Annotated in this window: 22 protein-coding genes; 14 read left to right on the plus strand and 8 right to left on the minus strand. The window is 74.1% G+C overall.

Annotated features, from left to right (window positions below; all coding sequences use genetic code 11):
* Positions 1 to 129: 129 nt before the first annotated feature.
* The 4 genes from IE326_RS05720 (at position 130) to IE326_RS05735 (ending at position 3706) form a co-directional block, all read left to right on the plus strand.
* On the plus strand, positions 130 to 1065 hold the full coding sequence (locus IE326_RS05720) for an AurF N-oxygenase family protein (protein WP_150231665.1): 936 nt from the start codon (positions 130 to 132) through the stop codon (positions 1063 to 1065).
* A 53-nt stretch (positions 1066 to 1118) separates the two neighbouring features.
* A complete protein-coding gene (locus IE326_RS05725; RefSeq protein WP_150231663.1) occupies positions 1119 to 1841 on the plus strand; it encodes a TetR/AcrR family transcriptional regulator in 723 nt (240 codons plus the stop codon).
* A 36-nt stretch (positions 1842 to 1877) separates the two neighbouring features.
* Positions 1878 to 2147, plus strand: coding sequence for a DUF8847 domain-containing protein (locus IE326_RS05730; RefSeq protein WP_150231661.1), 270 nt, complete (start codon positions 1878 to 1880; stop codon positions 2145 to 2147).
* A gap of 89 nt (positions 2148 to 2236) precedes the next feature.
* Positions 2237 to 3706, plus strand: coding sequence for a C40 family peptidase (locus IE326_RS05735; RefSeq protein ID WP_190040975.1), 1470 nt, complete (start codon positions 2237 to 2239; stop codon positions 3704 to 3706).
* Here the strand turns inward: IE326_RS05735 and IE326_RS05740 are convergent.
* Genes IE326_RS05740 through IE326_RS05760 form a run of 5 tightly spaced genes read right to left on the minus strand, consistent with a single transcriptional unit; the run spans position 3676 to position 9665 of the window.
* A complete protein-coding gene (locus tag IE326_RS05740) occupies positions 3676 to 4914 on the minus strand; it encodes a styrene monooxygenase/indole monooxygenase family protein (protein WP_150231657.1) in 1239 nt (412 codons plus the stop codon). The genes IE326_RS05735 and IE326_RS05740 overlap by 31 nt on opposite strands.
* Before the next feature lie 45 nt (positions 4915 to 4959).
* A complete protein-coding gene (locus IE326_RS05745; RefSeq protein ID WP_190040976.1) occupies positions 4960 to 5679 on the minus strand; it encodes a GTP-binding protein in 720 nt (239 codons plus the stop codon).
* A complete protein-coding gene (locus tag IE326_RS05750; RefSeq protein WP_030756954.1) occupies positions 5660 to 6073 on the minus strand; it encodes a DUF742 domain-containing protein in 414 nt (137 codons plus the stop codon). Before IE326_RS05750 ends, IE326_RS05745 begins: the two co-directional genes overlap by 20 nt.
* On the minus strand, positions 6070 to 6546 hold the full coding sequence (locus IE326_RS05755; protein ID WP_030756957.1) for a roadblock/LC7 domain-containing protein: 477 nt from the start codon (positions 6544 to 6546) through the stop codon (positions 6070 to 6072). Before IE326_RS05755 ends, IE326_RS05750 begins: the two co-directional genes overlap by 4 nt.
* A gap of 56 nt (positions 6547 to 6602) precedes the next feature.
* Complete coding sequence (locus tag IE326_RS05760; RefSeq protein ID WP_190040977.1) at positions 6603 to 9665, minus strand: sensor histidine kinase; 3063 nt, start codon at positions 9663 to 9665, stop codon at positions 6603 to 6605.
* Between the two features lie 360 nt (positions 9666 to 10025).
* Between IE326_RS05760 and IE326_RS05765 the strand changes: the two genes are divergently transcribed.
* Positions 10026 to 10811 (plus strand): hypothetical protein, encoded by a 786-nt coding sequence (locus tag IE326_RS05765; RefSeq protein WP_190040978.1) that lies wholly within the window; start codon positions 10026 to 10028, stop codon positions 10809 to 10811.
* A 260-nt stretch (positions 10812 to 11071) separates the two neighbouring features.
* Here the strand turns inward: IE326_RS05765 and IE326_RS05770 are convergent, their stop codons facing one another.
* Positions 11072 to 11557, minus strand: coding sequence for a MarR family winged helix-turn-helix transcriptional regulator (locus tag IE326_RS05770; protein WP_150231652.1), 486 nt, complete (start codon positions 11555 to 11557; stop codon positions 11072 to 11074).
* A gap of 204 nt (positions 11558 to 11761) precedes the next feature.
* Between IE326_RS05770 and IE326_RS05775 the strand changes: the two genes are divergently transcribed.
* The 3 genes from IE326_RS05775 (at position 11762) to IE326_RS05785 (ending at position 15085) form a co-directional block, all read left to right on the plus strand.
* The gene (locus IE326_RS05775) at positions 11762 to 12604 is read left to right on the plus strand and encodes a lysozyme (protein WP_150231649.1); all 843 of its coding nucleotides are present in this window, start codon (positions 11762 to 11764) and stop codon (positions 12602 to 12604) included.
* A 207-nt stretch (positions 12605 to 12811) separates the two neighbouring features.
* The gene (locus IE326_RS05780) at positions 12812 to 13696 is read left to right on the plus strand and encodes a lytic polysaccharide monooxygenase auxiliary activity family 9 protein (protein ID WP_190040979.1); all 885 of its coding nucleotides are present in this window, start codon (positions 12812 to 12814) and stop codon (positions 13694 to 13696) included.
* 237 nt (positions 13697 to 13933) lie between these two features.
* On the plus strand, positions 13934 to 15085 hold the full coding sequence (locus IE326_RS05785) for a carboxylate-amine ligase (protein ID WP_190040980.1): 1152 nt from the start codon (positions 13934 to 13936) through the stop codon (positions 15083 to 15085).
* 178 nt (positions 15086 to 15263) lie between these two features.
* Here IE326_RS05785 and lon read toward each other — a convergent pair whose 3' ends face one another.
* Positions 15264 to 17675, minus strand: a complete 2412-nt coding sequence (gene lon, locus IE326_RS05790; protein ID WP_150231643.1) for an endopeptidase La — start codon at positions 17673 to 17675, stop codon at positions 15264 to 15266.
* Between the two features lie 550 nt (positions 17676 to 18225).
* On the opposite strand from lon, the gene IE326_RS05795 reads away from it, so the two are divergent.
* Positions 18226 to 18543: a hypothetical protein gene (locus IE326_RS05795; protein ID WP_190040981.1), complete on the plus strand. Its 318-nt coding sequence runs from the start codon at positions 18226 to 18228 to the stop codon at positions 18541 to 18543.
* Between the two features lie 19 nt (positions 18544 to 18562).
* Here IE326_RS05795 and IE326_RS05800 read toward each other — a convergent pair whose 3' ends face one another.
* Entirely contained in the window at positions 18563 to 19204 is a 642-nt protein-coding gene (locus tag IE326_RS05800; RefSeq protein WP_190040982.1) for a TetR/AcrR family transcriptional regulator, read from the minus strand.
* Positions 19205 to 19373: 169 nt separating this feature from the next.
* Between IE326_RS05800 and IE326_RS05805 the strand changes: the two genes are divergently transcribed.
* The 5 genes from IE326_RS05805 (at position 19374) to IE326_RS05825 (ending at position 23564) form a co-directional block, all read left to right on the plus strand.
* Positions 19374 to 19514 (plus strand): hypothetical protein, encoded by a 141-nt coding sequence (locus IE326_RS05805; protein WP_190042293.1) that lies wholly within the window; start codon positions 19374 to 19376, stop codon positions 19512 to 19514.
* 276 nt (positions 19515 to 19790) lie between these two features.
* Entirely contained in the window at positions 19791 to 20885 is a 1095-nt protein-coding gene (surE, locus tag IE326_RS05810) for a 5'/3'-nucleotidase SurE (RefSeq protein ID WP_229915212.1), read from the plus strand.
* Positions 20886 to 21006: 121 nt separating this feature from the next.
* Positions 21007 to 21678, plus strand: coding sequence for a spermidine synthase family protein (locus IE326_RS05815; protein WP_150231637.1), 672 nt, complete (start codon positions 21007 to 21009; stop codon positions 21676 to 21678).
* 60 nt (positions 21679 to 21738) lie between these two features.
* A complete protein-coding gene (locus IE326_RS05820; RefSeq protein ID WP_030756986.1) occupies positions 21739 to 22473 on the plus strand; it encodes a response regulator transcription factor in 735 nt (244 codons plus the stop codon).
* The gene (locus IE326_RS05825; RefSeq protein WP_190040984.1) at positions 22470 to 23564 is read left to right on the plus strand and encodes a HAMP domain-containing sensor histidine kinase; all 1095 of its coding nucleotides are present in this window, start codon (positions 22470 to 22472) and stop codon (positions 23562 to 23564) included. Before IE326_RS05820 ends, IE326_RS05825 begins: the two co-directional genes overlap by 4 nt.
* The last annotated feature ends 215 nt before the right edge of the window (positions 23565 to 23779 follow it).

Consider the following 23779-nt stretch of genomic DNA (forward strand, 5'->3'; position numbering starts at 1 on the left):
GCCGCCGGAAGCAGGCTCACACGCTGCTGGACGGAGCGTCAACAAGTCGCGCAGGAGGGATTGACGGGCTTGCTGACGGGCAGTCTGATAACGAGTGACCGCCGGTAACCCAGTGAGGTGTCCCCCGCCATGAGTCCCTTCACCGAGCCCGACCTCACCCTCCTGAGCGACGCCCTGGGCCCGCTCCGCGACCGCGAACGGCTCGCCGAGCGGCTCCTGGACGCCTCCCGCAAGCACTCCCACGACCCCGACGCGGAGCTCGACTGGGACGCCCCCTTCGAGGAGGGGAAGTGGTACTGGCCGCCGGAGCTGGTCTCGCTCTACGGCACCCCCCTGTGGCGCCGGATGTCCGAGGAGCAGCGGATCGACCTCTCCCGCCACGAGGCCGCCTCGCTCGCCTCGCTCGGGATCTGGTTCGAGGTCATCCTGATGCAGCTGCTGGTCCGGCACATCTACGACAAGTCGCTGACCAGCCGGCACGTGCGCTACGCCCTCACCGAGATCGCGGACGAGTGCCGGCACTCGATGATGTTCGCCCGGCTGATCACCAAGAGCGGGACCGGGGAGTACCCGGTGCCCCGGATCCACCACAACCTCGCCCGGATCCTGAAGTCCGTCTCCACCACCCCCGGTTCCTTCGCCGCCACCCTCCTCGGCGAGGAGATCCTCGACTGGATGCAGCGGCTGACCTTCCCGGACGAGCGGATCCAGCCGCTGGTGCGCGGGGTCACCCGGATCCACGTGGTGGAGGAGGCCAGGCACGTGCGGTACGCCCGCGAGGAGCTGCGCCGCCAGATGGTGACGGCCCCGCGCTGGGAGCGCGAGTTCACCCGGCTGAGCTGCGGCGAGGCCGCCCGGGTCTTCTCCTCCTGCTTCGTCAACCCCGGGGTGTACGACGCGGTGGGCCTGGACCGGCGCGAGGCGGTGGCCCAGGTGCGGGCGAGCGGCCACCGGCGGGAGGTCATGCAGGCCGGCGCGAAGCGGCTGACGGACTTCCTCGACGACATCGGCGTGCTGCGGGGCCCGGGACGGCGGCTGTGGCGGTCGTCCGGCCTGCTGGCCTGATCCCCTCCGGGACGGGGGGCCGGAGGCCCTCGTACCGGGGTTACCCTGCGGGCATGACGAGCGCCGCCTCCCCCGCGTACCGCCGGCTCAGTGTCGAGGAGCGGCGCGGCCAGCTCCTGGAGGCGGCCCTCGGGCTCTTCGCCCACCGGGCGCCCGAGGACGTGTCGCTCGACGACGTCGCCGAGGCGGCCGGGGTCTCGCGCCCGCTGGTCTACCGCTACTTCCCCGGCGGCAAGCAGCAGCTGTACGAGGCCGCCCTGCGCTCCTCCGCCGACGCCCTGAACCGCTGCTTCGACGAGCCCGCCGAGGGCCCGCCCACCGAGCGGCTCGGCCGGGTCCTCGACCGCTACCTCGCCTTCGTGGAGGGCCACGACGCCGGTTTCAGCGCCCTGCTGCGCGGCGGCAGCGTCGTGGCGACCTCCCGCACCGCGACGATCGTGGACGAGGTGCGGCGGGCCGCCGCCGAGCAGATCTTCCTGCACCTGGGGGCGCGGCGGCCGGGCGGCCGGCTCGCGATGGCGGTCCGCACCTGGATCGCCGCCGTCGAGGCCGCCTCCCTCATCTGGCTCGACGAGGACGGGCGGCCGCCGGCCGGCGAGCTGCGCGCCTGGATGGTCGACCACCTCGTGGCGCTGCTGGCGGCGAGCGCCGCGAGCGACCCGGAGACCGCCGGGGTGGTGCGGCGGCTGCTCGCCCAGGAGCGCCCCGGCGGGCCCGCCGCCGACCTGGCCCGGCGGCTGCTGCCGCTGGCCGACGAGGCGGCCCGGCTGCTGTGACCCCCGCGACGGGAGCGGCCGGGGGAGACTGGTGGGGTGAGAAGCGAGAACACCCCCTTCCGCGGCGGCCCCCTCGACGGACGGGTGCTGCCCGTCCTGCTCGGCCCGACCGGCCACCCGCCGAAGTGGTACGAGGTGCCGGTCCCGGCCCACGACGGCAAGCCGCCCGCGCTGTACGCGTACCGGCGCGAGCCCGCCGGGCACACGAAGCGGCTCGGGCTCCAGCGCGGCTGGGTCTACACGTACGCCCCCGAGGGCCGCGAGCGGCGCGAGCTGAAGTGGCCGTGGTCGAAGCCGAACGGGTGACGTCGGAAGCCACGCCCCGATCCGTACGGTAATCGGATGAATTGACGCGCCATGATGCCTCCGGAGCCCGCTCTGGAGGTGGTGGTGACGTGTCGCGAAGGCTGTTGCGCACGGTCTGTACGGGAGCCCTGGCCGCACTGACGGCCCTGGCCGGCACGGCGGCGGCACCCCCGCCACCGGCACCCCCCGCCCCGCTCGCCCCCCTCGCCCGAGCGGACCCGGCGGCGGAACCGGTGGGACCGGTGGACCCGGACGGAACTGCGGGGCTGGACGCGGGGGCGGGGCTGGATCCAAGGGCGGACTCAGGGGCGGACTCAGGGGCGGATCCCGGCTCGGACCGGGGTCCGGCCCCGGATCCGGCGACCGCCGAAGACGACGGGACCGCAGAGGACCCCGGCGCCACCGAAACCGCCGGGACCACCGAAACCCCCGAGCCCCCCGGTTCCGCCGACGCGCCGCCCGACGACGCCGCCGCGCTGCCGCCCGCCGGGGGCGACTCCGCGGCCGCGCTCCTGACCCGGCTCCGGACCCTCTACCGGCAGACGGAGGAGGCAGCGGAGCGCTTCAACGCCACCGAGGAGGCGCTGAAGCTCAAGACCGCCGAAGCCCGGCGGGTCGCCGCCTCCCTGGAGGCCGCCCGCGCCGCCCTGGCGCGCGGCCGGGCCGAGGCGGGACGGCTCGCCCGGGAGCAGTACCAGGGCCGCACCGGCTACGCCTCGCCGCTGCGGCTGCTCTTCGCCGACGACCCCCAGTCGGCCCTGGACGCCCGGCACCTGATGGACCGCACGGCCAGGGAGCGGGCCGCCGCCCTCCCCCGGCTGCGGGCGGCCGAGCGCCGGGCGGCCGGCCTCGCCGCCGCCTCCCGCACCGCCCTCGACCGGCAGCGGACGCTCGCCGCGCAGCAGCGGACCCGGCGCGACCAGGTGCGGAAGAAGCTCGCCGAGGTCGAGGCGCTCATCGCCTCGCTCTCCCCCGGGCAGCTCACCCGGCTCGCCGCGCTCGAACGCGCCGAGACCGCGGGCGCCCAGCGCGAACTCCTCGGCTCCGGTGCCCTCGGCCCCGCCCGCGCCCCCTCCCGGGCGGGCGCCGAGGCCCTGCGCTTCGCGGTGGACCAGCTCGGGAAGCCGTACGAGTGGGGGGCGGAGGGCCCGGAGGCGTACGACTGCTCGGGGCTCACGCAGCGGGCGTGGGCGGCGGCCGGCCGAGAGGTCCCGCGCACCAGCCAGGAGCAGTGGGCACGGCTGCCCCGGGTGGGCCTGGACGAGCTGCGGCCCGGTGACCTGGTGGTGTACTTCCCCGGCGCCACCCACGTGGCCCTCTATCTGGGCGACGGCCTCGTCGTGCAGGCCCCGCGTCCCGGCGGCCGGGTCAAGGTCTCGCCCCTCGCGGCCAACCCGCTGCTCGGGGCGGTGCGGCCGGACCCGGGCGCCGCGTCCCTGGAGTCGTACACCCCGCCCGTCCTCCCCGAGGGCGCCCGCGAGGGCTCGGACGAGGGGTACGACACGGACGGGGGGCACGACCGGGAGGGTCAGGCTCCGGCGGTCAGCGAGGCCAGGTAGGCGGCGGCCTTCTCCGGGTCGAAGAAGAAGTTCTCGAAGTCGGCCGGGTCGTCGAAGCCGTTGGCGAAGCGGTCCGCGATCGGCTGGAGCTGTCCGGCCGCGCCGAGCAGGTTCAGGACGTGCTCCGGCGGCGGGGCCAGCATCGCGTTGGTCCACTTGGTGACCGGCTCGGCGGTCTGCCAGTAGCGGTCGAAGGCGCTCTGCATCCACGCCTCGTCGAAGGGCTTGTCGCCGTGCTCGACGATCGCCGCGAGGTAGGCGGCCGCGCACTTGGCCGCGGAGTTGGAACCCTGGCCGGTGATCGGGTCGTTGGCGACGACGACGTCCGCCACGCCGAGGACCAGGCCGCCGCCGGGGAGCCGGCCGATCGGCTTGCGGACGGTCGGCGCGTACCGGCCCGCGAGGGTGCCGCCGGCGTCGGTCAGCTCGACCCGGGTGGCGCGCGCGTACTCCCAGGGCAGGAACTTCTCCATGAGCTCCAGCGTCAGGGCGAGGTGCTCGGAGGGGTCCTTGACGCCCTGGAAGGCGTCGACGGGGCCGCCGGGGACGCCCTCCCAGAAGAGGATGTCGGCGCGGCCGGAGAGGGTGAGGGTCGGCATGACGAAGAGCTCGCCGACGCCGGGCACGAGGTTGCAGCGGACCGCGTCGAAGTCGGGGTGCTCGGGGCGCGGGCCGAGGCCGTGGACGTACGCGACGGCGAGGGCGCGCTGCGGCTCGGCGTACACGGAACGCTCGGCGTCCCGGCCGAACATGGAGACCAGCTCGCCCTTGCCGGCGGCGACGAGCACCAGGTCGTAGCGGCGGGCGAAGAAGTCGAGGTCGCCGACGGCCGCGCCGTGGATGACGAGCTGTCCGCCGCGCTGGGCGAAGGTCTCCATCCAGCCAGCCATCTTCAGGCGCTGGTCGACGGACTGGGCGAAGCCGTCGAGCTTCCCGACCCAGTCGATGAGGCGGGCGGAGTCCGGGCCGGCGACGGAGACGCCGAGGCCCTCGATCCTCGGGGCCTGCGACTCCCAGAAGTTCAGGCCGAGGTCGCGCTCGTGCCGGAGCGCGGTGGGGAACATGCACTGCGTGGACATGACGCGGCCGGAACGGATCTCGTCCGCCGTCCGGTTGGACATGAGGGTGACCTCGTACCCCTGGGACTGGAGACCGAGGGCGAGCTGGAGGCCGGACTGTCCGGCGCCGACTATGAGTATCTTCCGCATGGGCGGGGGCTCCTGGCGAAGACGGGGGAAGGGCTGGGGGAGGGACTATTCGGGCGTGGCGGAGAGCGCGTGCTCGACCATGGCGAGCAGCGTCTCGACCACGCTGTAGCGCTTGCGCGCGTCCATGATCACCACGGGGACCCCGGGGGCGATCGTCAGGGCCTCCCTGACGTCCTCCGGCTCGAACCGCGCGGTGCCCTCGAAGTGGTTGACCGCCACCACGTACGGCAGTCCGCAGCTCTCGAAGTAGTCGAGGGCGGGGAAGCAGTCGGTGAGGCGGCGGGTGTCGGCGAGCACGATCGCGCCGATCGCCCCGCGCACGAGGTCGTCCCACATGAACCAGAAGCGCTGCTGTCCCGGGGTGCCGAAGACGTACAGGACCAGGTCGTTGTCGAGGGTGATCCGGCCGAAGTCCATCGCCACGGTGGTGGTGAGCTTGTCCGGGGTGGCGGTGAGGTCGTCGGTCCCCTCGCTGGCCCGGGTCATCAGCGCCTCGGTCTGGAGCGGGGTGATCTCCGAGACCGCGCGGACGAAGGTGGTCTTGCCGACGCCGAAGCCGCCCGCGACCACGATCTTCGTGGCGATCGGGGCGCGGGAGTGGTCGAGCTGCCAGTCCTGGGCGCCGTCCTCGGGGTCGGGCTCCGCGGGGGCCTGCCCCGGTCCCGGCTGTACGGGGATCGCCGGGGCGGCCGGCGCGGCGGCGGGGACGGCGGCGGCGTCGGCGGTGGCGGCGTCGGCGGTGGCGTCAGAGACGGCGGAGTCCACTCAGCACCCTTTCGAGCAGTGCGCGGTCGGGCTGGCCGGTATCGTGACCGGTTCCGTACACGCGGATCTTTCCCTGGTCGGCCAGGTCGCTGAGCAGCACCCGGACGACACCCAGCGGCATCTTGAGGAGGGCCGAGATCTCCGCCACCGTCCGCATCCGGCGGCAGATCTCGACGATGGCCCGCATCTCGGGCATGAGCCCGCGGGCGGCGGGGCCGCCGTCGGTGAGGACCTTGCGGGCGAGGGGCGCCTCCAGGGCGGCCACGAAGGTCTCGACGAGCAGCACGTGCCCGAAGCGGGTGCGGCCCCCGGTGAGCGAGTACGGGCGCACGCGCGCGGGGCGCCGTCCCTCGCCCCGGACCGGCAGCCGGTGGGCGGCGGAGAGCGAGGTCACCGGAAGCTCTCCATCGACTTGCGCAGCTCGCTGCGGACCTCGGGGGTGAGGACGTGTCCGGCACGGCCCACGAAGAGCGCCATGTGGTAGGCGATGACGCTCATGTCGCAGTCGGGGGTGGCGTGCACGCCGAGCAGCGAGCCGTCGCTGATCGACATCACGAAGACGCTGCCCTCCTCCATGGCGACCATGGTCTGCTTCACGCCGCCGCCGTCCATGAGCCGCGCGGCGCCCACGGTGAGGCTGCCGATCCCGGAGACGATGGTGGCGAGGTCGGCGCTGGAGCCGCGCGGGCCCCGGGCGCGGGCGGTCCCGTCGGGGACGGCGTCGGGGCGCTGCTCCTCGGGGTCGGAGGAGAGCAGCATCAGCCCGTCGGAGGAGACGACGGCGACCGAGCGGACCCCGGGCACCTCCTCCACGAGGTTGCCCAGCAGCCATTGCAGGTTGCGGGCCTCCGTGCTCGGTCCCTGGATCCCGGTGGTGCCGGTCGGTGCGGTCGTACTCGTGGTGCCGGTCGTTCCCGTGGCGGTCAACTGCGTGCCTCCTCGACTGTGTCCCCCGTCATCTCCTCTGTACGCGCGGTGCTCTCGGCGGCTATCTCCGCCTCGACGTGCAGGCGCCCGGCCACGGCGCCCTGGTGGAAGCCGCCCAGACGGCGGCGGAGTGCCTCGGCGTCGACCGCGCCCCGGCGGGGGGCGGCGGGCTCGGCGGGCGTGCGGACCACCTGGGGGGTCCGCTTCGGGAGCCCCTTGTCCGTCACGCGCTCCCACTGCGCGGGACGCGGTCCGGGGACCTGCGCCGGGTCGGCCGGGTCCACCGGGTCGGCCGGTCCGCCCTGCTCCGGGACGGCCGCGGTGGCCGGTTCGGCGGCCCGCTCGTGGCTGTCCGGCTCGGGCGGCGGGTCGGGCAGCCGCACCTGGAGGGTGGTCTCGGAGACGGACTCGGCGGGCGGCACGCGGGACGGTTCCGGCTCGACGCGGGCGGCGGGCTCGGAGCCGTACGCCTCCTCGGACGCGGTCTCCGCCACGACGGGCTCGAACGCGGGCTCGTAGGCGGTCGGTCCGGGCTCGTACGCGGGCGGCTCGGGCTCGTAGGCGGGCTCCTGCGGTGCGGCTTCGTACGTGGCCTGCTCGGCTTCGTACGCGGCCTGCTCGGGCTCGTACGCGACCGGCCCGGCTTCGTACGCGGGCTCCTGCGGTGCGGGCTCGTGCCCGGGCTCCGTCACCGGGGCGGGGGCGGGCCGCTCCGCGTCGCGGAAGGCTCGTTCCGCCGCTTCGACGAGCGGGTCGCGGCTGCGGGAGGGGAGGGCGTTGGAGTTGGCCTCGGCCTCGGAGCCGGGGAGGTGGACGACGGGGCCGGCGCCGGTGCCCCCGAGCCGCACCTGCTCGGAGGCGGCGGGCGGCGCGGTCGGCAGCAGCGGCAGCGGGAGCACCACGACGGCGGCCGTGCCGCCGGGCTTCTGCTCGCGCAGCTCGACGCCGACGCCGTGGCGGGCGGCCAGCAGCGAGACGACGCGCATGCCCAGCCCCTCGCCCTCGAACGCCTCCGGGTCGGCGGCGGCGAGGCGGGTGTTGAGGTCGGCGCGCCGGTCCGCGGGGATCCCTATCCCGGAGTCCTGCACGGAGAGCATGACCTCGCCGGTCTCCAGGAGCCAGCCGGAGAGCTGGACCTCGGTGTCCGGCGGGGAGAACGAGGTGGCGTTCTCCAGGAGCTCGGCGACGAGGTGACTCAGGTCGTCGGCGGCGAAGCCGGCCACCTGGGCGTGCGGGGGCAGCGACTGGATGGTGACCCGCTCGTACCGCTCGATCTCGCTGACGGCGGCGCGCAGCACGTCGACGAGCGGGACGGCCCCGTTGTGTCCGTGGACGTGCTCGTGGCCGGCGAGGACCAGCAGGTTCTCGCTGTGGCGGCGCATGACGGTCGCCATGTGGTCGAGCTTGAAGAGGGTGGCGAGGCGGTCGGGGTCCTGCTCGCGCTCCTCCAGCTTCTCGATGACGCCGAGCTGGCGGTCGACGAGGCCGAGGCTGCGCAGCGAGAGGTTGACGAAGCTGTGCCGGACGGTGTCGCGGAGCCGTTCGAGGTCGGCGGTGAGGACGGCGATCCGGCCCTGGAGCTCGGCGCTCTGGGCGGCCAGCTCGGCCTCGGCGGTCTCCCGGGCGGCGGTGAGGCCGGTCCGCTCCTCGGCGAGGCGCCCGGTGCGGGCGGCCAGCGCGGCGAGCTGCCCCTGGAGGGCGTTGAGGGAGCGGACGACCTGGGCGAACTCGTCGTTGCGGCCGGTGAAGCGGACGGCTTCCTCGGCGGCCGGGTCGGGCGCGGCGGCGAGCCGGGCCGCGCCGCGGCGCAGGACGGAGAGCGGCCGGGTGAGGCTGCGGGCCACGTAGGTGGAGACGCCGACGGCGAGCAGCAGGCAGCCGCCGAGGAGGGCGAGGCGCAGTTCGAGGGCGGTGACGTCGTCGTCGCGCAGGGCGGTGAGCCGCTCGACCCGCTTGGCGGCGAGCGCGGACTCGACGCCGCGCATCTGCTCGATGCGGGCGGAGAGCGCGGCCTCCAGGGCGGACGGGGAGGTGCGGGTCTCGGCCTCGGTGAGGGTCGGCTGGTCGGTGAGCCGGCCGAGGGCCTGCTCGGCGGTCTTGACCTCGGGGCCGGTGACGGTCTGGGCGAGGGAGTCGCGGGCGGCGGCGCCGGCGGACCGGTCGAAGTCGCCGAGGGCGGCGAGTTCGCGGACGCGGGCCTGCTGGGCGGCGGCGCTCAGCAGGTCGCGGGCGCGGGCGGCCTCCTCGGCGCCCTCGGGCTCGTCGGCGACGTAGGTGCCGGTGGTGGCGTCGTAGCGGATCTCGCCGGTGGGCTCGGGCTGCGGGACGACGAGCGCGGCGAGGATCAGGCCGCGGGTGGCGGACGCCTGCTCGACGGCGCGGCCGAGGTCGGCGGGGGCCCGGCCGCCGGCGCCGGTGCCGGGCTCGGCGGCCCGGGGCGGGGTCCGCTCGGCGAGCTGCTCCGCGAGGTCCTGGAGCTTGGCGATGACGTCGCTGTACGCCCTGTGGGCCTCCAGGGCCGTGCCCTTGCCGGTGACGGCGGTGCGGCGGACGGAGGCGACGCCGGCGAGTTCGCGGCGCAGCGCGTCGGGGGCGGCGGCCCGGATCTCGTCGATCTGCCGGTCGACGCGGGCCGACTTGGCGGGAGTGACGGCCCGTCGTTCCTTCTTGGGGCCGCTCTGGTCCTCGCGGCCGGCGGCGATGAAGGCGACGACCTCGTCGCGCTCGTCGGCGAGGGAGTGCGCGAGGGTGACGGCCTGCCGGTCGAGTTCGGCGAGGGTGACCAGGCGCCGGGACTCGTTCAGTTCGGCGGAGGCGGTGAGGACGGCGGGCGCGCCCGCGCCGAGGACGATGGCGCCGACGAGGGCGACACCGGCGACGAGGCGGGTGCGGACGCGCTTGGGGCGACCGCCGGGGGCCGGCACGGGCGCGCCGGCGGGAGCCGCGCTTCCGGTGGCCGGGGGGGCCTGGGGGGTTCCCGGGTTCGACGGCTCACCGGGGGTCTGGCTCCGCGCGCCGCTCATGCTCCGAGGCCGCTTCTTCTGCACCGGTGCTCGCATTCTTGACTCGTCCGCCCACACAGCAGAGGTGACGGCCGGTCACGAGGGTCCGCCCCCACCCCTGGTACGGCTTCCGACCATTCCAGCGCTTCCGGGTAGGAGACGGGCATCGGCCGCTCCGCCACCCGAACGAGTGAACAACACTCCTGAGTTGGCGAACAACTTCCGCCGGGGCCCGCCGGGGGCCCCGGACGGGCCCCGGCTGGATCTTCGGGGCGGGCTTTGGCAGGATGCCCGCCCGCAGCTTCCCGGAGCTGGCGGTTCCGCCTCCGTGACCGGCAAGGGCCGGTTGGTACAGGCCATTTTCGGCCCTTTGCAGGTGTTGTGAAGGCGCCCTGTGGACCGGGCACACTGGACATCATGCGCAGCGAGGTCGCCACCCTGCCCGGGAGCCCCGAACGCCCCAACGAGGACTGGGCGGCCACGGCCCTGCCCGCGTCGGGCGGCGGGGGGACGCTCGTCGTCCTCGACGGGGTCACGCCCCCGGCGGGTGATGACGGTTGTGTGCACACGGTGCCGTGGTTCACCACCCGCCTCGGCGGCGCTTTGACCGAACTGTCCGCTTCCCGCCCCGATCTGACGCTGTCCGAGATCCTGTCGCGGGCAATCCGGCGCACCGCGGGACTCCACGCAGACACCTGTGACCTTTCTCACGTACGTACTCCACAGGCGACGGTGGCCCTCGCGCGCTGGGACGCGGCCTCGGTCGAGCACCTGGTCCTGTCCGACGCGGTGCTGCTGCTCCAGGCGCCGGACGGCGCGGTCCGGACGGTGCGGGACGACCGGCTGGACCGGGTCCCCCGCGAGGTGCTGCGCTCGCACGAGGCCACCGACCGGCTGCGGAACAGCGAGGGCGGCTTCTTCACGGCCGCCGCCGATCCCTCGGTGGCGGAGCGGGCGGTGACCGGTACGACCCCGAGGGCGGAGGTGCGGGCGCTCGCGGGGCTCACCGACGGGGCGAGCCGCTGGGTGGAGCTGTTCGGCGCGGGCGACTGGGCGGAGTGCGCCGGCGTCCTGGCGAAGGAGGGGGCGGCCGGGCTGCTGCGGCGGGTCCGGGAGCTGGAGACGGCCGACGCGGCGGCGGGCGGCGCGCACCGCTGGAAGCTCCACGACGACGCGACGGCCGTGTACGTGGCGTTCTCCTGAACGGCGGGCCCGTAGGGGGGACTCCCGGACGGCTGCCCGCAGGGACTTCCGGAGAGCGGTCCGTAGGGGGACTTCCGGACGGTGGCCCGCGGAGGGCGGTCCGCGGAGGGCGATCCGCAGGGGGCCGCAGGGGGCGCTCCCGGACGGCGACCCGCAGGGGCCCGGACGCCGGCCCGCTGGGAGCTCTCCCCGGGCGGTGGCCGGGTGCGGGGCGTTCTTCTGGGGTCCGGGGGCGGGCCGGCGGCCTCCCCCGGCGGCGCTCAGCCCTCGGAGCGCCGGTTGAAGTGGTTGAGGAGCCGGGCCAGTTCGGCGACCTCGGCGCGGTCCCAGTCGGCGAGCTTGCGGACGTAGCGCTCGCGGCGGGCGTCGCGGACGTGCCGGAAGCGGTCGCGACCCTCGTCGGTGAGCCGGACCAGGGAGGCGCGGCCGTCCGCCGGGTCGGGGTCGCGGGCGACCAGGCCGAGCTGTTCGAGGGCGCGCAGCTGGCGGCTCATGGTGGCCTTGCCGACGCCGAAGTAGGCGGAGAGCTCGGTGGCGCGCTGGGGCCCGGCGTCGTCCAGCCGGACGAAGAGGCCGTACGCGGAGGACTCCAGCTCCGGGTGGACCTCGCGGGCCATCTCGCCGGACTGGGCGCGGGCCCGGCGCAGGAAGACGGCGAGTTCGCGCTCCAGGGCCAGGAACTCCCGCTCGGCGGGGGTTTCCCCCGGCGTGGCGCCGTCTTCACCGGTCGTACCGCCTGCGCGCACGCCCGCACCTCCCACGCGTGTTTCGTCGGCTGAAAGTTTCCCGCCGCGGCGGGCATCTCCGCAGCTCCTTCAGTATTTCGCAGGAGTAGACCAACGGCGGAACCCGGACCCTCTTCCACGGCGCGGTTCTACGTGCGTAGAGTCACCGCCGAGCACGTGACTGACATGTCCACACCACCCCCACGACCCCCCGGGAGTCACCCCATGCGTGTGCACAGATCCGTCCCCACCACCCTGCTCGCCGGCCTCGCCGCCACCGCCCTCGCCCTCCCCCTCGCCCTCGCCGGCCCGGCCTCCGCCGCCGACCCCGGCGCCCGCGCCTCCGCCGTCCCCGCCCGCGGCACCGCCCACATGGGGATGGGCGTCCTGGAGCACGACGGACGGGGACCGGTCGCCCCCGGCGGGGTCTCGGCCCTCGCCGGCTGGACCGAGGGCGTCGACGTCGCCAGCCACCAGGGCAACGTCGCCTGGTCCACGCTGTGGAACAGCGGCGTCAAGTGGGCCTACGTCAAGGCGACCGAGGGCACGTACTACAAGAACACCTACTTCAACCAGCAGTACACCGGCTCCTACAACGTCGGCATGATCCGGGGCACGTACCACTTCGCCACCCCGGACACGACGACCGGCACCGCCCAGGCCGACTACTTCGTCAACAACGGCGGCGGCTGGTCCAAGGACGGGAAGACCCTGCCGGGCGTGCTCGACATCGAGTGGAACCCGTACGGCGCCACCTGCTACGGCAAGACCCAGGCCGGGATGGTCGCCTGGATCCGCGACTTCGTGACCCGCTACAAGGCCCGCACCGGCCGCGACGCCGTCATCTACACCGCGACCAGCTGGTGGAAGCAGTGCACCGGCAACTACTCCGGCTTCGGCACCACCAACCCGCTGTGGGTCGCGCGCTACGCCTCCGAGGTCGGCGAACTCCCGGCCGGCTGGCCGTACTACACGATCTGGCAGTACACCTCGTCCGGTCCGACGGTCGGCGACCACAACCACTTCAACGGCGACCTCTCGCGGGTCCAGGCGCTCGCGAACGGCTGACGTCCGCGGCGAGAACGGCGGTTCCAGGGGTGCGGCGGCACCCCGGGACCGCCGTTCCGCGTGCTCAGGGGCTTTTTCCGCACACCCCCTTGCCCATTGGTATGGACCAATGCGAGTCTCTACCCGGTCGCCCGGAATTCAACTTCCGTGTGCCCCGCGCGCGTTGCTCGTTCCGTACTCCCCCCACGCACGAGAGAGAGCCCTCGCATGCCGTCCACCCGCCGTACCGCCGCCGGCGTCGCAGCCCTGTCCGCCGCGGCCGCCCTCGTCGGCCTCACCCCCACCACCGCCGCCGCCCACGGAGCCGTCTTCAACCCCGTGAGCCGGATCGCCGCGTGTTACGCCGAGGGCCCCGAGAGCCCCGACTCGCAGGTGTGCAAGGACCTCGTCGCCGACTCCGGCACCCAGCCGCTCTACGACTGGAACGAGGTCAACATCGCCAACGCCGACGGCAACCACAAGGCCCTCATCCCGGACGGCAAGCTCTGCTCGGCGAACCGCGCGAAGTACCGGGCCCTGGACTGGGCGCGCACCGACTGGCCCGCCACCGCCGTCTCCGCCGGCTCCTTCGGCTTCAAGATCCGCGCCACCGCCGCCCACTCCGGCACCATGACGATGTACATCACCAAGGCCGGTTTCGACCCGACGCAGCCGCTGAAGTGGGCCGACCTCGACACCACCCCGGTCGCGGTGTACAACACCACCCGCACCGCCACCGACGGCTACTACGCCTTCACCGGCAACCTCCCGGCCCGCTCCGGCCGCCACGTCGTCTACATGGTGTGGCAGCGCAACGACAGCCCCGAGGCGTTCTACAGCTGCTCGGACGTCACCTTCGGCACCGCCGCCGCGGCCCCCGCCGCGCTGAAGGCGGAGGCCCCGACCGAGGCCGAACTGGCCGCCGGAGCCCAGCTGTCCACGGTGAGCCACGCCGGTCACGGCGGCGACGAGCAGCCGCCGGCGCTCTCCGCGGAGGCGGCCGAGGTCCCGGCCTCCCCGCTGCCGCTGGCCCTGGCCGGCGCCGGCGCCCTCGCCGTCTTCGGCGCGGGCAGCCTGCTCCTGGGCCGCCGCCGCGACTCCTCCGCCTCCTAGGAGGCGGAGGCCGGCGGGAGGGGAGGGCGGGACGGGGGTCCGCCCACCCCTCCGGCGACCCCGGGGAAACCCGCCCCCCTCCCGCCGCCTCGCCCCCCGGAATCCGTTCCGGGGGGCGACTTCGCGCCATCTGTGCGGAGACGGGTGGAAGCCGGTCGGTTCGTGGACAGCCTTGCTGAAAAGTCTGTTCGAACGACCGTCAGCGCACCACCGTCCGCCCGTGAAGGAGAGCGCTCCATGCGGAACCAGCAGCGGTGGATCTACCACCGCGGGGAAGGGCTGCGCACGTTCGGAGTGGAGGAGGAGCTCCTCCTGGTCGATCCCCAGACCGGACTCCCCCAGCCCCTCGCCGGCACCGTCACCGAGATCGCCGCCTGGCACGCCGACGCCGGGCCGCGGACCGAGGGCCCGGAGCCCGCGAAACCCGAGTTGTACTCCGAGCAGCTGGAGATCGGCACCGCCCCCTGCACCACCACCTCCCAGCTCGCCGACCAGCTGCGGCGGGCGAGGCTCGCCGCCGCCGCGGCGGCCGGGGAGGCCGGAGTGGCCGTCGCGGCGCTCGCGACCGCCCCCGTGGACTTCGGTCCGCTGCTCACCCCCGACGACCGCTACCGGCGGATCCACGACCGCTACGCCCACCTGGTGGACGAGGAGTTCGCCTGCGCCTGCCACGTCCACGTCCACCTCTCCTCGCCCGAGGAGGGGGTGGGCGTCCTCGACCGGATCCGGCCGTGGCTCGCCCCGCTCCTCGCGCTCAGCGCCAACTCCCCCTACTGCCAGGGCGTCGACACCGGCTACGCCAGCTGGCGCCACCAGCTGTGGCAGCGCTGGCCGATGTCCGGTCCGAGCGAGCTGTACGGGGACGTGGAGGCGTACGAGCGGACCACGCGGGAGATGCTCGCCAGCGACGTGCTGATCGACGACCACATGGTCTACTTCGACGCCCGGCTCTCCCGCCGCTACCCCACGGTGGAGATCCGGGTCGGCGACGTCTGCCTGGACGTCGAGGACACGGTCGTCCTGGCCGTGCTGAGCCGCGCCCTGGTGGAGACCGCGGCGCGGGAGTGGCGGCAGGGCCGGCTCCCCGACCCCGTGTCCACGGTGGTGCTGCGCCTCGCGGCCTGGCGGGCCAGCCGGTACGGGCTCGGCGGCGAGCTCCTCGACCCCCGGAGCTGGCGCCCGGCCCCGGCCGGCGAGGTGCTGCGCGCCCTCCTCGACCACGTGCGCCCGGCCCTGGAGGACGCGGGCGACCGCGAGCGCGCCGAGGCCGGGGTGGAACGGCTGCTGGCCCGCGGCACCGGCGCGGACCTCCAGCGCGCCGCCCACGCCGGCGACCCCTCCCTGACCTCGGTGATCGTCGAGGCGGTACGGCGCACGACTCCGGCCTGAGGGGGCGCACGGCTTCCGACGTGACGGCGCGTACGGCTCCGGCGTGACGGAGAGTACGGCTCCGGGGCAAGGGGGTACGGCTCCGGGCAAGGGGTGTGCGGCTTCCGGCGCGCATGACGCGAGGGGCCCTCGGTACGCGCGCGTGCGCGTACCGAGGGCCCCTCGTGTGCCACCGGGCTCAGGCGGCCACCGCGACCGGGACCTCCGCCGGGGCCAGGGCGATCTCCAGGACCTGGCGGACGTCCGTCACCGGGTGGACCTCCAGCTTCTCCAGGACCTCGGCCGGGACGTCGTCCAGGTCGGCCTCGTTCCGCTTGGGGATGACCACCGTGGTGATGCCGGCCCGGTGCGCGGCGAGCAGCTTCTGCTTCAGGCCGCCGATGGGCAGCACCCGGCCGGTGAGGGAGACCTCGCCGGTCATGGCCACGTCGGTGCGGACCAGCCGGCCGCTGAGCAGCGAGGCCAGCGCGGTCGTCATGGTGATGCCCGCGCTCGGACCGTCCTTCGGGACCGCGCCCGCCGGGAAGTGGACGTGCACGCCGCGGTCCTTCAGACCGGTGACGGGCAGTTCCAGCTCCGCGCCGTGCGAGCGGAGGAAGGAGAGCGCGATCTGCGCGGACTCCTTCATCACGTCGCCCAGCTGGCCGGTGAGGGTCAGCCCGGCGCCGCCGGTCTCCGGGTCGGCGAGGGACGCCTCCACGAAGAGGACGTCGCCGCCCGCGCCGGTCACGGCCAGGCCGGTGGCGACACCGGGCACGGCCGTGCGCCGCTCCGCCGGGTCCTGGGCGGACTCGGGCACGTGGTGCGGCCTGCCGATGAGGTCCCGCAGGTCCTCGGGCGTGACCGTGAACGGCAGCTCCCGGTCGCCCAGTTCGTGCTGGGCCGCGACCTTGCGGAGCAGCCGGGCGACGGCCCGCTCCAGGGTGCGGACGCCGGCTTCCCGGGTGTACTCGCCGGCCAGCTTGCGCAGCGCGGCCTCGTCGAGGGTCACCTCGCCGGTCTCCAGACCGGCCCGCTCCAGCTGCCGGGGCAGCAGGTGGTCACGGGCGATGACGACCTTCTCGTCCTCGGTGTAGCCGTCGAGGCGGACCAGCTCCATGCGGTCGAGCAGGGCCTCCGGGATGGCTTCGAGGACGTTGGCCGTGGCCAGGAACACCACGTCGCTGAGGTCGAGCTCGACCTCCAGGTAGTGGTCGCGGAAGGTGTGGTTCTGCGCCGGGTCGAGGACTTCGAGCAGGGCGGCGGCGGGGTCGCCCCGGAAGTCGGAGCCGACCTTGTCGATCTCGTCCAGGAGGACCACCGGGTTCATGGACCCGGCCTCCTTGATCGCGCGGACGATCCGGCCGGGCAGGGCGCCCACGTACGTCCTCCGGTGGCCGCGGATCTCGGCCTCGTCCCGTACGCCGCCGAGGGCGACGCGGACGAACTTCCGTCCCATGGCGTGGGCGACGGACTCGCCGAGCGAGGTCTTGCCGACGCCGGGCGGGCCGACCAGGGCGAGCACGGCACCGCCGCGCCGGCCGCCGACGACGCCGAGCCCGCGCTCGGAGCGCCGCTTGCGCACGGCCAGGTACTCGGTGATGCGCTCCTTCACGTCCTCCAGGCCGAAGTGCTCGGCGTCCAGGACGGCCCGGGCGCCCCGGATGTCGTACCGGTCCTCGGTCCGCTCGTTCCACGGCAGTTCGAGGACGGTGTCGAGCCAGGTCCTGATCCAGGAGCCCTCGGGCGACTGGTCGCTGGACCGCTCCAGCTTCTCGACCTCCTTGAGCGCGGCCTCGCGGACCTGCTCGGGCAGGTCTGCGGCCTCCACGCGTGCGCGGTAGTCGTCGGACCCCTCGCCGTCCTTCTCCCCGCTCAGCTCGCGCAGCTCCTTGCGGACGGCTTCGAGCTGGCGGCGGAGCAGGAACTCGCGCTGCTGCTTGTCGACGCCCTCCTGGACGTCCTTGGCGATGGTCTCGGCGACGTCCTGCTCGGCGAGGTGCTCGCGGAGCTGGGCGGTGGCGAGCTTGAGGCGGGCGACCGGGTCGGCGGTCTCCAGGAGCGCGACCTTCTGCTCGACGGTGAGGAAGGGCGAGTAACCGGAGTTGTCGGCGAGGGCGCCGACGCCGTCGATCTGCTGGACGCGGTCGACGACCTGCCAGGCGCCGCGCTTCTTCAGCCAGGTGGTGGCGAGCGCCTTGTACTCCGTGACCAGCTCGGTCACGGCGCCGGGCAGCGGGTCGGGCACGGTCTCCTCGACGACCGTCCCCTCGACCCACAGGGCGCCGCCGGGCCCGGTCGTGCCGGCCCCGATGCGCACCCGCCCGATGCCCCGGATGAGGGCGCCCGGATCGCCGTCGGACAGCCGCCCGACCTGTTCCACGATCCCGAGCACGCCCGTCGCGGCGTACGTCCCGTCCACCCGCGGCACCAGAAGCACCCGCGGCTTCCCCGCGCCCTCCCGGGCAGCGGCCTGCGCGGCCTCGACCGCGGCCCGCACGTCGTTGTCGGACAGGTCCAGCGGCACCACCATGCCGGGCAGCACGACCTCGTCGTCGAGCGGCAGCACAGGCAGCGTCAGCGGCACGGACGGCTTGGACTCAGAAGCCATGATCTCCCCTTCGGCAGTCAAGTTGAGCTATGCCGACTCAATGCATGTGAGCCCGTGAATGTTCCCCACCACCTGTTCGCTCTGAGCGATCAAGCGGGGAGGGGCGGCGAATCGATCGAACCGCGGCCCCGTCCGCGCGTTCCGGCTGCGCCGGAACCCGGGGACGGGCATGCTCGGGCGCATGGACGACGTGGACACGGAACGCGCGGCGGAGCGCGGGCGGGTACGAGCGCGGGGGCGGGCCTGGGCGGCGGTGCCGGGACTGGTGACGGCGCTGGTCCTCGGCGCGACGGGATGCGCGGACGCGGACGGGCCTCCGGCGGACGGGGGCGGGAGCACGGCGAGTGCCTCGACGCCCGCGTCGACGTCGGCTTCTGCTTCTACTTCCGCTTCTGCTTCTGCTTCTGCTTCTGCTTCTTCATCGGCTTCTGCTTCTGCTTCTTCATCCGCTTCGGGGTCGGCGTCGGCATCGGCATCCGCCTCGGGTTCCCCTTCGGCTTCCGCTTCCGCGACGGATCCCCGGTCCGGGGCCGTTCTGGTGGAGGTCGGGGTGACGGGCGGGTTCGCGGGGGTCGACAACCGGCTCGTGGTGCACGAGGACGGGGGGTGGAGCGTCCGGTCCCGGTCGGGGAGCACGCGCACCGGGCGGATGGGCGCCGCCGAGCTGGCCGAACTCCGCGCCGCCCTCCAGGACCCCGCCTACGCGCGCGTGCCCGACCGGCCGGAGGGGACGCCCGTCCACGACGGGTTCGAGTACGCCGTGACCTACGACGACCGGCTCGTCGTGGCGGGCGACCGCGACCGGCCCGCCGCGCTCCAGCGCGTCTTCGACGCCCTTCCCGAGGGCGGTCCGCCGACGTCGCCCTGACCGCGGGGCCGCGCGGGGGTCACTCCCCCGTGGCGCGGATCGCCGCGTACTGGCGGCGGAGGTAGTCCCTTACCCGGGCGGGCATGTCGAGGGAGCCCGGGTCCAGGGCCCACTGGATCTGGAGGCCGTCCATGACGGCCAGGCACTCGCGGGCGACGCCCGCGCAGTCGGTGTCGGGGCGGAGCTCGCCGCTCCGGACGGCCGCCTCCAGGCGCTCGACGCCGTGCGCGAGCACGCGCGCGTACCGCTCCTTGAAGTGCGCGTGGGCGGGGTGCCCGGCGTTCCCGGACTCGCCGACGAGGACGTTGAACATGCGGACGATGCCGGGGCGCCGGGTGTTCTCCTCGACCAGGTCGACCAGCGCGTCGAGATAGGCCGCGTACGACTCCGGTTCCGCGCCGGAGAGCCGCGCGACGTCGTACTCCTCGCTCTGCGCGAGGACCGAGAGGAGCAGGTCCTCCTTGCTGCGGAAGTGGTGCAGCAGGCCGCCCTGGGTGATGCCGCAGTCGTGGGCGATGCGGGCGAGGGAGGAGGCGTGGAAGCCCCACTTCCCGAAGTGGTCGACGGCGGTGTCCAGGATCAGCCGACGGCGCGCGTCCCCCACGGCATAACTGCCACGACCTGCGCTTTTGGCGGTCACTGCGACCTTCTTCTCCGGCATGGGGCCACCCTAGACCCCGCCCCCTCCACCCCCTCCGACCTGTGATCCAGCTCACAGATAACAAACCTAGTGCCCACTCGGTTTTCGCGCTTAGCCTGAGCCCGCCGCAGCCGGCGCCACCCCCGGCTCCACCGCCGGCACCCCGTCAGGAAAGGCAGGTACGGAAGCGGTGCACCCCCATCAGGACGCCACCCGCCCCGAAGGCCGCCTCCCCTTCGAACTCCCGCGCTCGATGGACGCCGTCCGCGCCTCCCGCCCCGACGGCACGGCGGACCCGGTCTTCCCGCACGGGCACGGCCTGGAACTCTGACCGGCGAACCAACCGCACAAAAGCTGGACATCGAACACTGGACATCGGACATCGGACATCGGACATCGGATGTCGGATGTCGGATGTCGGATGTCGGATCCGAGATCCAGGATCTTGGATCTTGGATCTTGGATCTTGGATCTTGGATCTTGGATCCGAATCTTGGATCCGAATCCTGGATCCGACCACAGACCGCGGGGACCTGACGCCCCGCGCGATCCGGGGCCCGCCCGTGGGGGGCCGGGCCCCGGGTCCCCTCCTCAACCTGTCATGCCCATGAAAGGACGCACCGCCATGCGCCGCTCCCTCGTGCTGACCGCAGCAGCCGCCGTACTCGCCGGCCTGGGCGCCACCGCCGTCGCCACCGCCTCGGCGACGACGCCCGGCGTGGAGCGGGGCACGCCCCGGCCGCTCGCCGGGATGCGGATCCTCCTCTCCAACGACGACTCCATGCGGGCCGCCAAGGCGAGCAACTCCGACGGCATGGGCCTGTACGAGCTCCGCCGGGCGATGTGCGCCGCCGGGGCGGACGTCGTGGTGATGGCCCCCTGGCAGGTGCAGTCCGGCAAGGGCACGGCCGTGACCAACGGCGGGGCCCTCACCGTGCAGCGCCGCACCGCCCTGCCCGCCGGGTACGGCGGCGACTGCGCGGGCGCGCCCTCCGGGGGCGCGGTCTTCGGCGTCTGCCTCGGCGAGGACGGCTGCGCGCCCGACTCTCCCGGCGCGACCCCGGCGGACACGGTGAAGCTGGCCCTGCGCGGCGGTCTGGCGGCGAAGGCCGGCTGGAAGGACGGCCCCGACCTGGTGCTCACCGGCATCAACTCGGGCCCGAACGTCGCCGCGAGCGTCAACGACTCGGGCACCGTCGGGGCGGCCGTCGCCGCGATCGACCAGGGCGTCCCAGCCCTCGCCTTCTCCTCCTCCGGCGACGAGAGCCAGCTGTACTTCCCGCGCGAGAACTACCGGGCGCACGCCGAGTTCGGGGCCCGGTTCGTCGCGGGGCTCAAGGAACGCGGGCTGCTGACCCCGGCCTTCGCGCTCAAGGTCGACTACCCGGACGTGAGCGCCGGGCGGAAGGCGGGGGCGCCGGTGTGGACCCGGGTCGGCGACGGGGCCGTGGCGTACCACGCGTACGAGCGGCGCGGAACGGGCGACACCTTCGACATCGCCCTGGGCCTGTGCGAGGGGGGCGGGAGCGGGGGCGAGTGCGCCGAGAGCCGCGCGGACGCCGACTCCACCTGGCTGCTGGGCGAGGGGCACGTCACCGTCGCCCCGATCACCTGGGACCGCACCTACGGCACCCCCGTGGACGCCCGCCGGGAGCTGACGGCGGTGCGGCGGTACGTGGAGCGCGAGGCGCCCCGCCCGTAGCCGCCCGGCGGGACCACAGCGTCACCCCGCGACCGCGAAACGTGTTTGTCCCGGCCGTCCGCGCTCGGCGAGGATGGCCGGGACGACGCGTATCGCACGACGAGACACGGAGTGACCGCACATGAACAGTCCCGTCACCCTCGACCGCCGGGTGGGCCCGTACGGCGAAGTGGTCCTGCGCCGCCGGGACGAGGACTTCGAGATCATCGCCAACGGCACCTTCCTGATGGACACCTCCGACGGGCGCTCCGAGCGGCTGCTCGTGGACGCGGCGATGGACGCGCTGCCCGAGCCGGCCAGGGCCGGCGCCGCCGTGCTGATCGGCGGCCTCGGCGTCGGCTTCTCCCTCGCGCACGCCGCCGCCGACCCCCGCTGGGGGCGCATCGCGGTCGTCGAGCGCGAGGAGGCGATCATCGACTGGCACCGCGGCGGACCGCTCGCGTCGATCTCCGGGCGCGCCCTCGCCGACGAGCGGACCGTGATCCTGCACACGGACCTGGTGGCGTACCTGGAGACCACCACCGACCGGTACGACGCGCTCTGCCTGGACATCGACAACGGCCCGGACTGGACCGTCACCGAGGACAACGAATCCCTTTACGGGACAAGGGGATTGGCGTCCTGCGCGGACCGGCTGAATCCCGGCGGGGTGCTCGCCGTGTGGTCGGCCCGGCCGTCCGTCGATTTCGAAGAGTCCTTGCGGAATGCCGGATTCAGCGGGGTACGGACCGAAGAGATCCCGGTTGCCCGGGGCGTCCCCGACGTGGTCCACCTCGGCGTCCGGCCTGCGTAGCCTGGACGCCGCCGGTACCTCTAGGCTGCTGCACCGACATCGGCGACGCGAGGCGGGGCAATGGAGCAGACACACACCACTCACCAGGGTGCGGCGACTCCGGGGGCCCAGCGGCGCGTCCTGGTCGTCGAGGACGACGCGACGATCGTGGAGGCGATCTCGGCCCGGCTGCGGGCCGAGGGCTTCCTCGTCCAGACGGCCACGGACGGCCCCGCGGCCGTCGAGGCGGCCGAGGCGTGGCAGCCGGACCTGATGGTCCTCGACGTGATGCTGCCCGGCTTCGACGGCCTGGAGGTCTGCCGCCGGGTCCAGGCGCAGCGCCCGGTGCCGGTGCTGATGCTGACCGCCCGGGACGACGAGACCGACATGCTGGTCGGGCTCGGCGTCGGCGCCGACGACTACATGACGAAGCCCTTCTCCATGCGCGAGCTGGCCGCCCGGGTGCACGTGCTGCTGCGCCGGGTGGAGCGGGCCGCGCTCGCCGCCGCCACCCCGCGCAGCGGGATCCTGCGCCTGGGCGAGCTGGAGATCGACCACGCGCAGCGCCGGGTCCGGGTGCGGTCCGAGGACGTGCACCTGACGCCGACCGAGTTCGACCTGCTGGTCTGTCTGGCCGGCACGCCGCGCGCGGTGCTCTCCCGGGAGCAGCTGCTGGCCGAGGTGTGGGACTGGGCGGACGCCTCGGGCACCCGGACCGTGGACAGCCACATCAAGGCGCTGCGCCGGAAGATCGGCGCGGAGCGGATCCGTACGGTGCACGGGGTCGGGTACGCCCTGGAGACCCCGGCGTCGTGAACCGGCCGGCGCGGCGCCCGGGGGGGTCCAGGCGCCGGATCGCGATCTCGATCAAGACGAAGCTGGGGGCGCTGGTCGTCGGCGCGGTGCTGCTGACGTCCGGACTGGCTCTGGTGGCGATCCGCACGTCCACCGAGTTCCGGTACATCACGATCTTCGCGATGATCGCGACGCTGCTGATCACGCAGTTCGTGGCGCAGTCGCTGACGGCGCCGCTGGACGAGATGAACACGGTGGCGGGGTCGATCTCGCGCGGGGACCTGTCGCGGCGGGTGCGGGGCGCGGACCGGCGCGACGAGCTGGGCGACCTGGCCTCGACGATCAACCGCATGGCGGACGACCTGGAGGCGGTGGACCGGCACCGCAAGGAGCTGGTCGCCAACGTCTCGCACGAGCTGCGCACGCCGATCGCGGCGCTGCGGGCGGTGCTGGAGAACGTGGTCGACGGGGTCTCGGAGGCCGATCCGGAGACGATGCGCTCGGCGCTGAAGCAGACCGAGCGGCTGGGCCGCCTGGTGGAGACGCTGCTCGACCTGTCACGGCTCGACAACGGTGTCGTACAGCTCCGGGCGCGGCGTTTCGAGGTGTGGCCCTATCTGTCCGGGGTGCTGCGGGAGGCGAACCTGGCCGCCGCGCAGCGCGGGCTCCCGTCGACGTCCGGTCTGCACCGGCGCACGGACGTCCACCTGCACCTGGAGGTGCAGCCGTCCGACCTGACGGCGTACGCGGACGTGGAGCGGCTGCACCAGGTGATGGCGAACCTGATCGACAACGCGGTGAAGCACTCGCCGCCGCACGGGCGCGTGACGGTGCGGGCCCGGCGCGGCCCGTACCCGGACTCCCTGGAGCTGGTGGTCGAGGACGAGGGCCCGGGCATCCCCGAGGCGGAGCGGCACAAGGTCTTCCAGCGCTTCAACCGGGGGACGTCCCCGGACCGGCAGGGGCCGGGGAGCGACGGGGGCACCGGGCTCGGTCTGGCGATCGCCCGCTGGGCGGTGGATCTGCACGGTGGCGGGATCGGCGTGGCCGAATCCTCACGCGGATGCCGCATCCGCGTCACCCTTCCGGGCAGCCTTCCCCCGCGCGATTGACGTAGGGTTCGAACCGGAAGCGAACGTTCTCCGTGTACACGGGCAGGACGTGGTCAGGGGTGCGGCCGAAGAGGGCCGTAGCCGTGCTTTTCTGTACCCTCACACATCCGGAACCCCGCTTGTTTCCCGCCATTCACGGTGCCGAAACACCCCGTCAAGTGTGACTTGCGCGACGTTGGAGTGCCCGGCCTGCGCGTCCCGCCGAGACAGGCGTA

The organism is Streptomyces filamentosus (genome assembly GCF_014654895.1).
Taxonomy (GTDB): Bacteria; Actinomycetota; Actinomycetes; order Streptomycetales; family Streptomycetaceae; genus Streptomyces; species Streptomyces filamentosus.